The 12,695-nt window shown below is 66.5% G+C and carries 13 protein-coding genes; 9 read left to right on the forward strand and 4 right to left on the reverse strand.

The features are described from left to right. The first annotated feature begins 41 nt into the window (after positions 1–41). The 3 genes from MHZ91_RS08920 (at position 42) to MHZ91_RS08930 (ending at position 2,458) form a co-directional block, all read left to right on the forward strand. The gene (locus MHZ91_RS08920; RefSeq protein WP_175121604.1) at positions 42–536 is read left to right on the forward strand and encodes a hypothetical protein; all 495 of its coding nucleotides are present in this window, start codon (positions 42–44) and stop codon (positions 534–536) included. 319 nt (positions 537–855) lie between these two features. Next, positions 856–1,578: a response regulator transcription factor gene (locus MHZ91_RS08925; RefSeq protein ID WP_175121605.1), complete on the forward strand. Its 723-nt coding sequence runs from the start codon at positions 856–858 to the stop codon at positions 1,576–1,578. Between the two features lie 10 nt (positions 1,579–1,588). Next, positions 1,589–2,458, forward strand: a complete 870-nt coding sequence (locus MHZ91_RS08930; protein WP_239213368.1) for a CoA ester lyase — start codon at positions 1,589–1,591, stop codon at positions 2,456–2,458. A 134-nt stretch (positions 2,459–2,592) separates the two neighbouring features. Here the strand turns inward: MHZ91_RS08930 and MHZ91_RS28250 are convergent, their stop codons facing one another. Then, positions 2,593–2,721 (reverse strand): hypothetical protein, encoded by a 129-nt coding sequence (locus MHZ91_RS28250; protein WP_255809217.1) that lies wholly within the window; start codon positions 2,719–2,721, stop codon positions 2,593–2,595. Here MHZ91_RS28250 and MHZ91_RS08935 point away from each other — a divergent pair. The 4 genes from MHZ91_RS08935 to MHZ91_RS08950 all read left to right on the forward strand — a co-directional run bounded on the left by MHZ91_RS08935 (position 2,720) and on the right by MHZ91_RS08950 (position 7,999). Further along, on the forward strand, positions 2,720–4,351 hold the full coding sequence (locus MHZ91_RS08935) for an ATP-binding cassette domain-containing protein (RefSeq protein WP_218343749.1): 1,632 nt from the start codon (positions 2,720–2,722) through the stop codon (positions 4,349–4,351). The genes MHZ91_RS28250 and MHZ91_RS08935 overlap by 2 nt on opposite strands. Positions 4,352–4,488: 137 nt before the next feature. Continuing rightward, positions 4,489–5,358: an archaetidylserine decarboxylase gene (gene asd / locus MHZ91_RS08940; protein ID WP_239213370.1), complete on the forward strand. Its 870-nt coding sequence runs from the start codon at positions 4,489–4,491 to the stop codon at positions 5,356–5,358. 101 nt (positions 5,359–5,459) lie between these two features. Then, positions 5,460–6,692 carry an alpha-hydroxy acid oxidase gene (locus MHZ91_RS08945; protein WP_239213371.1) on the forward strand — a complete coding sequence of 411 codons (1,233 nt, stop codon included), beginning with the start codon at positions 5,460–5,462 and terminating at the stop codon, positions 6,690–6,692. 137 nt (positions 6,693–6,829) lie between these two features. Next, positions 6,830–7,999: a metallophosphoesterase gene (locus tag MHZ91_RS08950; RefSeq protein WP_239213373.1), complete on the forward strand. Its 1,170-nt coding sequence runs from the start codon at positions 6,830–6,832 to the stop codon at positions 7,997–7,999. Positions 8,000–8,066: 67 nt separating this feature from the next. On the opposite strand, the gene MHZ91_RS08955 is transcribed toward MHZ91_RS08950, so the two are convergent. Beyond that, complete coding sequence (locus MHZ91_RS08955) at positions 8,067–8,522, reverse strand: Lrp/AsnC family transcriptional regulator (RefSeq protein ID WP_056561122.1); 456 nt, start codon at positions 8,520–8,522, stop codon at positions 8,067–8,069. A gap of 97 nt (positions 8,523–8,619) precedes the next feature. Further along, a complete protein-coding gene (locus MHZ91_RS08960) occupies positions 8,620–9,411 on the reverse strand; it encodes a MetQ/NlpA family ABC transporter substrate-binding protein (RefSeq protein WP_239213423.1) in 792 nt (263 codons plus the stop codon). 192 nt (positions 9,412–9,603) lie between these two features. Between MHZ91_RS08960 and rocD the strand changes: the two genes are divergently transcribed. Beyond that, positions 9,604–10,839, forward strand: coding sequence for an ornithine--oxo-acid transaminase (gene rocD, locus MHZ91_RS08965; RefSeq protein ID WP_239213374.1), 1,236 nt, complete (start codon positions 9,604–9,606; stop codon positions 10,837–10,839). Positions 10,840–10,925: 86 nt separating this feature from the next. Continuing rightward, entirely contained in the window at positions 10,926–11,834 is a 909-nt protein-coding gene (rocF, locus tag MHZ91_RS08970) for an arginase (RefSeq protein WP_239213375.1), read from the forward strand. A 72-nt stretch (positions 11,835–11,906) separates the two neighbouring features. On the opposite strand, the gene MHZ91_RS08975 is transcribed toward rocF, so the two are convergent. Continuing rightward, complete coding sequence (locus MHZ91_RS08975; RefSeq protein WP_239213376.1) at positions 11,907–12,647, reverse strand: IclR family transcriptional regulator; 741 nt, start codon at positions 12,645–12,647, stop codon at positions 11,907–11,909. Between the last annotated feature and the right edge of the window lie 48 nt (positions 12,648–12,695).

A 12,695-nucleotide genomic window follows, 5' to 3' on the forward strand; every position in this document is an offset into this window, starting at 1 on the left:
TCGGGGGCCTCGCGCCCCCTCCCGCTTCTTTTCGTTCAGGTATGGATCGTTCTCGCCTTGTAGGGGCCGCACCGGCCCAGTCCGCCCCCATGCGGCACAGCATTTTCATTTACACCGAAGAACAACGCGGCAACCAGATGGTCGAGTCCCGCGTGATCGGCATGATGTCCGACGTGTCCGGGTCGGAAAAACTCATCGTCGTGGAAGACCCGTTTCACGGGCTCAAGTACGTCTACCGCATCGACCACGAGAGCAACAATCTGGACGCGGCCGCCATCACCGAGATCGACGAATCGCGGTTCAACGGCAAGTCCTCGATCGAGATCAATGCCATGTCGTACCGGCTGGGCACCGCGGACAATGCCGTCAAGCTCTTGCGCGGCAAGACGCGCTGGATCCAGGACAAGGGCTCGGTGCTGTCGGTGCTGCTGCAAAATGCTGCTGCGCGCAAAACGCGCTTTGCGCCGGCCCGGATTGAACGCGATCGGATGCGCAAAGTGCCCGAGGGTGTGCCGGTCGAATTACTCCCTTCGTAGGCGGGACGGTATCCACCCCGGTTCTTCTTATCCACAGAATTTGTGGATAAGAAAAACCCAAACGCCCGGCTGATGGCCTTTCGGGCGATGCGCACCGGGCTGCGCAATTTTTGACCAACTGTTTTTTCCCTGCCGCCTGGATCGCATCCTTGATCCATGCCGCGCCGCCGCATCGGCGGGAATGATATTCTGCGCGCACGCACGCCAAAGACGTATACCGTCGTCCTCTGATTTTTCCGCGCGATCGCGGCCATTCAAGAATTCACAGCATGACCAGAACACACCTGTTCGCCCCCGGAGCGCCCAAGCGCGCCACACCGTGACGATCATCGTCGTCGACGACCACGGGGATTGGCGCGATTCCATCGCCGAGTACATCCAGGACCTGGGCCTGGACAAGACCATCCTCACCGCAGGCTCGCTGGCCGAGCTTGACGAGCTGTTGCTCACCGTAACGCCCGCGATCCTCGTGCTGGACGCCATGCTGCCGGACGGCGATGGGCTGGCGCGCGTGTCGCATCTGCGCACCTCCTATCCGTCAATGGGCATCATCATGCTCACCGGACGGCTTCTGAGCGAAGACAAGGTATCGGGCCTGAGCCTGGGCGCCGACCACTACCTGACCAAGCCCGTCAACCTGGCCGAACTCGGCGCCACGCTGGTGTCGCTGTCGCGGCGCCTGCGCGTCGTGCCGGCCGCCGACACAGAGGACGCGCAATCGGACGCCTGGCGCTTCGACCCCGCGCGCCGCACGCTGACCTCGCCCAGTCAGATCAGCGTCGACATCACCGATACCGAAAGCCGCCTGATCGGCGCGCTGATCCAGGCGGCGCCACTGCCGCTGACGCGCGCCCGCCTCGTTGAAGCCCTGGGCGCAAGCGCCGAGGCCTACGACACGCATCGGCTGGACGCCCACATGCATCGGCTGCGGCGCAAGCTGCGCGAGCTGGCCGGTGGCGACCTGGGCATCCGCACCGTCTATGGCGTGGGCTACGTCTGCACCACGCCCGTCACCATCGTCGGCAGCCTGCCCAAACTCTAAGACCGCCCGCATGAACGCTCCTATCCGCCCCCGCCGCTCCGTTCTCTACATGCCCGGCGCCAACGCGCGCGCATTGGACAAGGCACGCACGCTCGACGCGGACGCGCTGATCCTCGACCTGGAAGACGCGGTGGCGCCCGACGCCAAGGCGCAGGCCCGTGCCCAGGTCGCTGCGGCGCTGCGCGAAGGCGGCTACGGACGGCGCGAGTGCATCGTGCGCGTCAACGCGCTGGATACGCCGTGGGGGATGGACGACGTGCGCGCCGTTGCGCAAGCCGGCGCCGATGCCGTGCTGCTGCCCAAGGTCGAATCCCCCGCCCAGTTGGCCGCGCTGGCGCAGGCCCTGGACGCGGCGGGCGCGCCCATGGATCTGCCGTTGTGGGCCATGGCCGAAACACCGCTGGGCTTTCTGCGGCTCGATGCCATCGCCGGCGGCCATGAACGGTTGGCTGCCATCGTTGTCGGCACGTCTGATCTGGTGAAGGATCTGCATGCGCGCCACACGCCGTCGCGCGACGAGACGCTGCTGGCGCGCTCGCTTGCCGTGATGGCGGCACGGGCGCACGGCCTTGCGGTTCTGGATGGCGTCCATCTGGATCTGAACGACGATGCTGGCTTGCACGACGCCTGCCGGCAAGGACGCGACCAGGGCTTCGATGGCAAGACGCTGATCCATCCGCGCCAGATCGCCGCTGCGAATGCCGCCTTTGCGCCGACGGCAGAAGAGCTCGATACGGCGCGCAAACGGCTGGACGCGTGGCGGGCCGCGCAGGCCGAAGGTAAAGGCGTGGCGGTGGTTGACGGGGCCTTGGTCGAGAACCTGCATGCCAGCGAGGCCGAGCGCGTGCTGGCGCTGGCGGCGGCAATTCAGACGCCGTAGGGGGATGCGGCCGGAACTGTCCGGCCGGATCGCCGCAACCGAGGCTGCCCGGCCGGACCTGCCTGGCCGGAGCTTCCCGCCCAGACCTGCCCGGCCGGGTACAATCCCCCCCTTCGTTCGGATTGAGTCCGCTTTCATCCGAACACGTTCGCGCCGGCGCGCATGATGCGCGTGCCATCCCGCCGCGGTTCCTGCTTTCCTGCATGCAGCCCCCAGAGGGCGTCTTGCCGCGCGCGCATCGCGCCATCCAGTCCTACATTCATGATCCGCTTCCAACAAGTTTCACTCATGCGCGGCGTCAAGCCGTTGCTCGACAAGGTCGACCTGCTTCTGAACCCCGGCGACAAGATCGGCCTCATCGGCGCCAATGGCGCGGGCAAGTCGAGTCTGTTCGGCCTCTTGCGCGGCACGCTGCACGCCGATCAGGGCGACCTGGACTACCCAGCGTCGTGGCGCGTGGCCCACGTCGCGCAGGAAACCCCTGCGCTGGACCGCCCCGCCATCGAGTACGCGATCGACGGCGACACCACGCTGCGCAAGCTGGAAGCGGAACTGGCCGCGCTGGAAGCCGAGCCTGAAAGCGCCGAAAACGGCCTGCGCATGGGCGAGATCTACGCCGCGCTGGCCGACGCCGATGCCTACACCGTCCATTCGCGCGCCGAGCAGTTGCTGACCGGCCTGGGCTTCACGCAGGCGCAGATGCACCTGCCGCTCACCAGCTTCTCGGGCGGCTGGCGCATGCGACTGAACCTGGCGCAGGCGCTGATGTGCCCGTCCGACCTGCTGCTGCTGGACGAGCCCACCAACCACCTGGATCTGGACGCGATCATCTGGCTGGAAGACTGGCTCAAGCGCTATCCGGGCACGCTCATCGTCATCTCGCACGATCGGGACTTCCTGGACGGCGTGGTGAACGTGATCGTCCACATCGACGAACGCAAGCTCAAGCGCTACTCGGGCCATTATTCGTCCTTTGAACGCCAGCGCGCCGCGCAGCTTGAACTGGCGCAGGGCATGATGGAAAAGCAGATGCGCCAGCGCGCGCACCTGCAATCGTTCATTGACCGCTTCAAGGCGCAAGCCAGCAAGGCACGCCAGGCGCAGAGCCGCATCAAGGCTCTGGCCCGCATGGAAGAAGTGGCGCCCCTGCGCGCCGCGGCCGAGTTCTCGTTCGAATTCCGCGAGCCGCTGCGCGCACCCAATCCGCTGCTGACGATGGACAAGGTCAGCGCGGGCTACCGCATCGAGGACGAGGCCACCGACGCCGTGTCCGACAAGATCATCGTGTCGGGCATCAACTTCTCGCTGCAGGCGGGCCAGCGCATCGGCCTGTTGGGCATCAACGGCGCGGGCAAGTCGACCTTCATCAAAACCATCGCGGGCGAGATCGAATCGCTGGCCGGCGACACGCAGTTCAACAAGGGATTGTCCATCGGCTACTTCGCGCAGCATCAGGTCGAGATGCTGCGGCACGACGAATCTCCGTTGTGGCACATGACCAAGATTGCGCCGACCGTACGTGAACAGGAACTGCGCAACTTCCTGGGCAGCTTCAATTTCAATGGCGCGATGGCCACCAGCTCGATCGCGCCTTTCTCCGGCGGCGAAAAGGCACGGCTGGCGCTGGCGCTGATCGTGTGGCAACGCCCCAACCTGCTGCTGCTGGACGAACCCACCAACCACCTTGATCTGGAAACGCGCGAGGCGCTGACGGATGCGCTGGCGCAGTTCGAAGGCACGTTGGTGCTGGTGTCGCACGATCGCCATCTGCTGCGCGCCACGACCGACCAATTCATCATCGTTGCCGACGGCAAGGTCAACCCGTTCGACGGCGATCTGGACGACTACAAGGACTGGCTCTACAAGACCAAGCTGGCGGCTAAGGCGGCCTGAGCGCGTTTTTGCGCGCCACCCGCGCGCAACCGCGTTACAATCGCGCCGAATTGCCGGACTCCAGCGTCAACCTGGCCCGCACGGCAACCATCAACCACGTCCCGCTGTATGCGGGACGCGTTTTTTTAGCGCCATAGATGCCTATCAAAGACCAACTTTTTCTTGCCAGCCAGTATCTCGCGCCGCACCACCTGGTGTCGCGCTTCTTCGGATACGCATCGGACTGCCGCGAACCCGCGGTGAAGAACTGGATGATCTCGCGTTTCGTCCGCAAGTACGGCGTGAACATGAGCGAGGCGCTGCAAGAAGATCCGTTGGCCTACGACTGCTTCAATGACTTCTTTACGCGTGCGCTGAAAGACGGCGCGCGCCCGCTGGACGAAGAACCTGGCTCGGTGGTGTGCCCGGCAGACGGCGCCATCAGCCAGATGGGCGCGATCGAACAAGGCCGCATCTTTCAAGCAAAGGGCCACAGCTACGGACTCGCGGACCTGCTGGGTGGCGACACCGAGCGCGCCGCGCCGTTCCAGGGCGGCCAGTTCGCCACCATCTACCTGTCGCCCAAGGACTACCATCGCGTCCACATGCCCGTCGCCGGCACGCTGCGCGAAATGATCCACGTGCCCGGGCGCCTGTTCTCCGTCAACCCGCTGACCGCTCGTAACGTGCCGCGCCTGTTCGCGCGCAATGAGCGCGTCGTCTGCATCTTCGACACCGAGCACGGTCCCATGGCGGTGGTGCTGGTGGGCGCGATGATCGTGGCGTCCATCGAAACCGTGTGGGCAGGCCTGGTCACGCCGTTCAAGCGCCGGGTCAAGTCCGTGCGCTACGACGCGGCTGCCCGCGCGCCCATCTTTCTTGAAAAGGGCGCCGAGATGGGCCGCTTCAAGCTGGGTTCCACGGCCATCGTCCTGTTCGGACCCGACAAGATCCGCTGGGCCGACACGCCCTCGGTGACGGGCCCGGTGCGCATGGGCGAGCTGCTGGCGCTGCCCCTGCAGGCATAAAGCACAAAACCTGTTCGCCAGAAGCGAACAGGTAACTTCAGTTTTATTCGCTTTCTGCGTTCGACAGCCGTTGCTAGATTACGGGCTTTTACCGGCCCGCCATGACTACCACCGCCCTGCCCGCCGCGCCCCATGACGCCGCCTCTGGCGCCCTCGCCCGCAAGCTGCCCCGTGCGCTCGGGCGTATGCTGTCCCTGGACGATTTCGAAGCCGCAGCTCGCCGCCGGCTGCCGCGCCCGATCTTCGGCTACATCGCCGGCGCAGCCGAAGACAACCAATCGCTCAAAGGCAACCGCGAAGCCTTCGCGCAGTACGCGTTCACGCCGCGCGTCCTGGTGGATGTCTCCCGCCGCACGCAACAGACCGATCTGTTTGGCCGCACCTACGCGTCGCCCTTCGGCATCGCGCCCATGGGCATCAGCGCGCTGTCGGCTTACCGGGGCGATATCGTGCTGGCGCGCGCGGCGCGCGAGCAGAACGTGCCCGCTATCCTGAGCGGCACCTCGCTGATTCCACTTGAAGCCGTCATCGCCGAAGCGCCCGGCACCTGGTTCCAGGCCTACCTGCCCGGCGACCCCGCCAAGATCGACGCGCTGATCGAACGCGCGCGCCGCGCGGGTTTCGAAACCCTGGTGCTGACCGTGGACATTCCCGTGTCCGCGAACCGCGAGAACAACGTGCGCACGGGTTTCTCGACGCCGCTCAAGCCCAGCTTGCGCCTGGCCCTGGACGGGCTGGCGCGCCCGCGCTGGCTGGCCGGCACGTTCGTGCGCACGCTGCTGGCGCATGGCATGCCGCACTTCGAGAATTCCTTCGCCACGCGCGGCGCGCCCATCGTCTCCGCCTCGGTACTGCGCGACTTCACGGCTCGCGACCATCTCAGTTGGGAACACGTGGCGCGCATCCGCCGGCAATGGCCGGGCACGCTTGTCATCAAGGGCATCCTGCACCCGCGCGACGCGGCGCTGGCAAGGCAGCATGGTGCCGACGGCATCATCGTGTCCAATCACGGCGCGCGCCAGCTTGATGGCGCCATCTCGCCGCTGCGCGCCTTGCCCGGCGTGGTCGCCCAGGCCGGCACGATGACCGTGATGATGGACAGCGGCGTGCGGCGCGGCGGCGATGTGCTCAAGGCGCTGGCCCTGGGCGCGCGCTGCGTGTTCGTGGGCCGCCCCTTCAACTACGCCGCAGCTGTGGGCGGCCAGCAAGGCGTGGCGCATGCCATCGGACTGCTGCGCGCCGAGGTCGACCGCAACATGGCCATGCTGGGCATCAACCGCCTTGACGAGATGGACGCCAGCCTGATCTGCCGGGAAGGCGAACTGCCTGCCTGACGCTGCTTCGCCAGGCCCCCAGGTGCGGTGCGCGGCGCACGCGCAGCGCCGCGTTTATCAATCGCGGCGCCGCCGGAGCATAGAATGGCGGTTCCCTGATTCCCTGCGCGTCCGCTGCGGCGCGCCCGCCCGCCGCCGTGTCCCTGCGCCAATCCTCATTCTTCCTGCGGTTCCTGACCCTGAGCGCCCTCGCCCATGTGTACGTCGGCGCCCGCCTGATCCCCGACCTGCTGCTTGGTGGCGAAGGCACTGCCGCCGCCATCCTCTTCCTGGTGCTTTCGTGCGTGCTGATCCCGATGGGCATGCTGGCGCGCTCTTCCGTCAATCCGCCTTGGGGCGACCGCATCGCCTGGGTCGGCCTGCTGGCCATGGGACTGTTCTCGTCGCTCTTCGTGCTGACCGTGCTGCGCGACGCGCTGATGCTGCTTCTGTGGCTGGGCAATCTGGCGGCTGGCGCCGATCTGCCGTGGCTCGACCTGCGACGCGCCAGCGCGTGGACGGTCATCGGGCTATCGCTGGCTGGCTCGCTGGCGGGCTTCTACAACGCCCGGCGCCGCGCCCGCGTGGTCGACGTGGACGTACCGATCGCCGGCCTGCCGCAAGACCTGGACGGCTTCACCATCGTGCAGATCAGCGATATCCACGTCGGCCCGACCATCAAGCGCCGCTATGTGCAGGCCATTGTCGACGCGGTCAACGAACAGCTGCCCGACATGATCGCCATCACCGGCGACGTGGTGGACGGCAGCGTCGAACAGCTTGCGGCGCAAGCCCGTCCGCTGGGCGATCTGCGCGCACCGTTCGGCGTGTATCTGGTCACCGGCAACCACGAATACTATTCGGGCGCGGGCCCCTGGATCGCTGAATTCCGCCGCCTGGGCCTGCGCGTCCTCTTGAACGAACATGCCGTGATCCATCCGTCGGGCCTGCCTGTGGTCGTGGCGGGCGTCACGGACTTCAGCGCCGGGGCTTTCGATCCGCAGCAGCGCAGCAATCCGCGTGCGGCGCTGGCCAACGCGCCGGCCGACGCCTTTCCGCGCATCCTGCTGGCCCACCAGCCGCGCAGCGCGGCCGCGGCGGAACCGGCGGGCTACACGCTGCAGCTCTCCGGCCATACGCATGGCGGGCAATTCTTTCCGTGGGGTTTCTTCGTGCGGTTCCAGCAACCGTTTACGGCGGGGCTGCACCGGTTGGGACAGATGTGGGTCTACACCAGCCGCGGCACCGGCTATTGGGGACCGCCCAAGCGGTTGTGGGCGCCGTCGGAGATCACGCGCCTGCGTCTGCGCGCCGCCCCCGCCCGCTGAAGGGCGGGATGCTCTCGAGAAGGCCAGCAATCAGGCCGCCTGGGGATGTTGTTCAAGCGGCCAGCAATCATGCCGCCTCAGGCAGCGGTCCGCGCTCCAGATAACTGGTCAGGGCGATATCGCTGGTCGTGTTGGAGATGCCTTCAATCTGGTGGATACGCGCCAGCAGCAATTCCAACGCCTGGGTATCGCGCACACGCACCTTCAGCAGCATGGCGCTCTTGCCGGTGATGGTGTGGATCTCCTCGACCTCATTCAGCTCGGCCAAGCCCAGCACCTGCTGCGTGATGGTCCAGTTGATCGTGTCGACATGCACGAAGGCCAACAACGGCCGGCCCATCTTTGCGCCGTCGAGCTTGGCGGCGATGCCCTTGATCAGCCCGTCGCGCTTGAGCCGCTTGACCCGCTCGTGCACCGCGGGCGCCGACAGGTTGAGCTGTTTGCCCAGCTCCGCATAGCTGGGCGTGGCGTCGTCGGCCAACAGCGTCAAGAGTTTCCGGTCGCGGTCATCGAGGTCAGACATTGGAATCAGGTTCGGCGCGCAGTGCGGCCGGCCTTTGAGGAAAAGGGTTTGTCGGGGCAAACCCTGATTTTATTCCGATTGCCGTCCTGAAACCGCCTTACCAGGGGAACGAAATCAGGTCGCCGTACAGCCGCTTGAGCGTCGCCTTCACTTCGGGCGAGTTCTGATAAATGGCAATGAACTTCAACAGGCGCGGGTCCTGCGCCTTTTCCGGCTTGGCCACCCAACGGATGGCGTAGCGCCGGATGCTGTCCGGATCGGTATTGTCGAAGGCCAGCCCGTCCTTTTCGTTCAGGCCCGCCTGTTTTGCGAACGTCGTGTAGGTGACCGACGCCGTCACGTCGTCGAACGTGCGGGCCGACTGCGATCCTTCGATCTGGACGAACTTGAGCTTCTTGGGATTGGCCACCACGTCCTGCAGGCTGGCCTGGTGTGCGACGCCCGGCTTGAGCGTGATGAGTCCCATCGACTGCAGCAGCAGCAAGGCGCGGCCGGTATTGACCGGGTCGTTCGGCACCGCGATGGTCGCGCCCTCGGGCACCGGATCTCCCTTCTTCAGCTTTTTGGAAAACAGGCCGATGGTGGTCGAATAGCCGTATGCGATGGGCTGCAGGTTGGCGCCGCGGCGCTGGTTGAAGAGTTCAAGAAACGGCGCGTGCTGGAAGAAATTGGCGTCCACCGACCCGTCGGCCACCGCAATGTTGGGCAGCACCCAGTCATTGAATTCCACCAGCTTGACGTCCAACCCTTGCTGCTTGGCCTGCGCGATGGCCAGTTCGGTGGCCTCGTTGGCCACGCTGGCAATCACGCCGATGCGCAGGGGCTGTTCCTGCGCCGCCGCCGGGGCAATCACCGCCAATCCCAGCGCCGCCACCGCGGCGCCGCGCATCAGTTTCTCAAGCAATTGGTGCACAAGCATGTCAGCCATCCACAGAATCGGAACGCCGGACGACGGTCCGGCACAGGCGCTATTGTGCAGCACCCGGCGCGCCGGTCACGGAAAGGCCTTTGTCATGCAATGGCAATGCCAAGCCGCGCCCACGGCGCTAAGATGGCCGGAGTACGCCTTTGGGAGACGTTCATGAGTGCCGTGATGACCCCCCAACCCAACCCGCAGTCCGCCGCCAGCCGCCGCGACCACATCGAAGACCAGTTGGGCGCGCACAACTACCACCCGCTGGACGTGGTGCTGGCGCGCGGCAGCGGCGTCTGGGTCTACGACGTCGACGGACGCAAGTACCTCGACTGCCTGGCCGCCTATTCCGCGGTCAACCAGGGCCATTGCCACCCGCGCATCCTGGCGGCCATGACCGAGCAGGCGCAAAAGCTCACCCTGACCTCGCGTGCGTTTCGCCATGACCAGATGGCGGGCTTCTATGAAGACCTGGCGCGCCTGACGGGCGCTCACAAGATCCTGCCCATGAACAGCGGCGCCGAAGCCGTCGAAACAGCCATCAAGGCCGTGCGCAAGTGGGGCTATGAGGTGCGCGGCGTGCCCGAGGGCAAGGCCGAGATCATCGTCTGCGCCAACAATTTCCATGGCCGCACGCTGGGCATCGTGGGGTTTTCGACCGACCCCGACGCCTATGGCCATTACGGCCCGTTCGCACCCGGCTTCAAGGTCGTGCCTTTCGGCGACTTCGAGGCCTTCGACGCCGCCATCAGCGACCGCACGGTTGCGTTCCTGGTCGAACCGATCCAGGGCGAAGCCGGCGTGGTGATGCCGCCGCCCGGGTACTTCAGCCGCGTGCGCCAACGCTGCACGGAACGCGGCATCACGCTGATCCTGGACGAGATCCAGACCGGCCTGGGACGCACGGGCAAGCTGCTGGCCGAGGAGCACGAAGGCATCGAAGCCGACGTCACGCTTATCGGCAAGGCGCTGTCCGGCGGCTTCTATCCCGTGTCCGCCGTGCTGTCCAACGCCGACGTGCTGGGCGTGTTCCAGCCCGGTCAGCACGGCAGCACCTTTGGCGGCAATCCGCTGGCGTGCGCCATCGCTCGCGCCGCGCTGCGGGTACTGACCGAGGAAGGCATGATCGAGAACGCGGCCGCCGTGGGCGCGCATTTTCTCGAACGCCTGCACGCGCTGCCGGGCCCCGTGCGCGAGGTGCGCGGGCGCGGCCTGATGCTGGCCGTGGAACTGGAACCGGACGCCGGCGGCGCCCGCCTCTGGTGCGAACGCCTCCAGGCGCGAGGCTTGCTGGTCAAGGACACCCACGGTCATACCCTGCGCCTGTCGCCTCCCCTCATCGTCACGCGGGACGAAGTGGATTGGGCGTGCGATCAACTGGCGGCGGTCTTGTCCGCCGCGTGACCCCACGCGCCGCAACGTGAACACTGCAATACGGAGCATGCGAATTGACGAACGCATTGACGAAAACCCCCACCCCGCCCACCCAAATGACCCCGTTAGGCGCCCCCACCCACAAAGGCGCCGGCGCGCGCGGCGCGTCAATGGGCCCTGAAGCGCTGCGCGTCGCGGACCTGGGGCCGGTCATCGAAGCGCAGGGCTTTCAGGTCCGCGACCGCGGCAACCTGTACGGCCCCGCCAATCCCTGGCTGCCGCCCGTGGACGGCTACCGCCACCTTGAGGAAGTGACCGCGTGGAATCAGGCGGTGCACGATGCCGTGTACGAAGAACTGGCCGAAGGCCGCCTGCCCGTCCTGCTGGGCGGCGACCACAGTCTGGGCATCGGCTCGGTCAGCGCCGTCGCACGCCACTGCCGCGCCACCGGCAAGAAACTGCGCGTGCTATGGCTGGATGCGCACGCCGACTTCAACACCCATCTGCTCACGCCCACGGGCAACCTGCACGGCATGCCGGTGGCCTGCCTGTGCGGCAATGGCCCCGCGCCGCTGACCGGCATGTCGGGCGAGTTTCCAGACATCGAGCCGTCCTGCGTGCGCCAGATCGGCATCCGCAGCGTGGATCCTGGCGAAAAACGCCTGCTGCACGACGCCGGCCTCGAGGTCTTCGACATGCGGTATCTGGATGAGATGGGCATGCGCGCCACGATGCAGGCCGCCTTGGCCGGGCTGGACGCCGACACGCATCTGCACGTGAGTTTCGACGTGGACTTTCTGGATCCCGAGATCGCGCCAGGCGTGGGCACCACGGTGATGGGCGGCCCCACCTATCGCGAGGCGCAGCTCTGCATGGAGATGATTGCCGACACCGGCCTCATGCGCTCGCTGGATGTGGTGGAGCTGAATCCGGCGCTCGACGTGCGCAACCGCACGGCGGAGCTGGCGGTGGATTTGATCGAAAGCCTGTTCGGGAAGTCCACGCTGGTGCGGCGGGGGCCTTGACGTGCGCGGTCGATGACGCGCGGCGCATCGACCGCATCGCTTCCGGCGGCGTAGACCGATGGAAATATCCCCTTACCCCTCGCGATCACGCCGGATCGCCTCCGCCGCGTCGCGCAAATGAATCAGGTTTTCCTCGCGCTGCGCCCACACGCGCGGCGTGGGACCGGCCACGCATAGCGCGTACCATTCGCCGCCCAGATCCAGCGCGACGGCCAGCCCCGTGAGGTCGGCGACGCTTTCTCCCACGTTCGAGGCCCAGCCCCGCTCGGCAACCTTGCCCACGTCGGCCAGCAGGGCTTCGCGGGTTGTCAGCGTGCTATCCGTGTAGCGCGTGTATTGCGCCGCCGCCAGCACCTGATCGCGGTCAGCGGCCGACAGGCGCGCCAGGATGGCTTTGGCAACCGAACTCGTGTGCAGCGGACGCCGTTCGCCGGCGCGCGCCGCATAGTGAACGGGCTGGGTCGACTCGGCCACGTCCAGAAACACGACGGCGCCATCCTGGATCTTGCCCAGCATCACGGTCTCGTTGACGGCATCGCGTAGCGCCAATAACCGCGGCCGCACCAGATCCAGCCACGGGTCGCCCGCCAGAATCTGCGCAGCCAACCCGTGCAACTTGCCGGTGGGGTAATACCCGGCGCGGCGCCTGACCTCGTACAGATACCCCCGAGCCACCAAGGTGCGCACCAGTGCCAGACAGCTCGACATCGGCGCGCCCAGCCCCTGGGCCAGCTCGGTCAGCGGCATGGGCCGCTTCGTCTGCGCAAACAGCTCCAGCAACTCCAGCGTGCGAGCGACAAGCTTGACTTCCACGGCGTCAGCCCTCCTTCGTGGCAATGCGTTTCCGGCACCCGGACTAGG

Source organism: Achromobacter sp. ACRQX (assembly GCF_022346505.1).
In the GTDB taxonomy this organism is placed as follows: Bacteria; Pseudomonadota; Gammaproteobacteria; order Burkholderiales; family Burkholderiaceae_B; genus Achromobacter; species Achromobacter animicus.

Coding starts and splice junctions, on each gene's coding strand:
- MHZ91_RS08920 (WP_175121604.1), top strand. CDS start 42: ATGGATCGTTCTCGCCTTGTAGGGGCCGCACCGGCCCAGTCCGCCCCC.
- MHZ91_RS08930 (WP_239213368.1), top strand. CDS start 1,589: ATGAACGCTCCTATCCGCCCCCGCCGCTCCGTTCTCTACATGCCCGGC.
- MHZ91_RS08935 (WP_218343749.1), top strand. CDS start 2,720: ATGATCCGCTTCCAACAAGTTTCACTCATGCGCGGCGTCAAGCCGTTG.
- MHZ91_RS28250 (WP_255809217.1), bottom strand. CDS start 2,721: ATGAATGTAGGACTGGATGGCGCGATGCGCGCGCGGCAAGACGCCCTC.
- asd (WP_239213370.1), top strand. CDS start 4,489: ATGCCTATCAAAGACCAACTTTTTCTTGCCAGCCAGTATCTCGCGCCG.
- MHZ91_RS08945 (WP_239213371.1), top strand. CDS start 5,460: ATGACTACCACCGCCCTGCCCGCCGCGCCCCATGACGCCGCCTCTGGC.
- MHZ91_RS08955 (WP_056561122.1), bottom strand. CDS start 8,522: ATGTCTGACCTCGATGACCGCGACCGGAAACTCTTGACGCTGTTGGCC.
- MHZ91_RS08960 (WP_239213423.1), bottom strand. CDS start 9,411: ATGCGCGGCGCCGCGGTGGCGGCGCTGGGATTGGCGGTGATTGCCCCG.
- rocD (WP_239213374.1), top strand. CDS start 9,604: ATGAGTGCCGTGATGACCCCCCAACCCAACCCGCAGTCCGCCGCCAGC.
- rocF (WP_239213375.1), top strand. CDS start 10,926: ATGACCCCGTTAGGCGCCCCCACCCACAAAGGCGCCGGCGCGCGCGGC.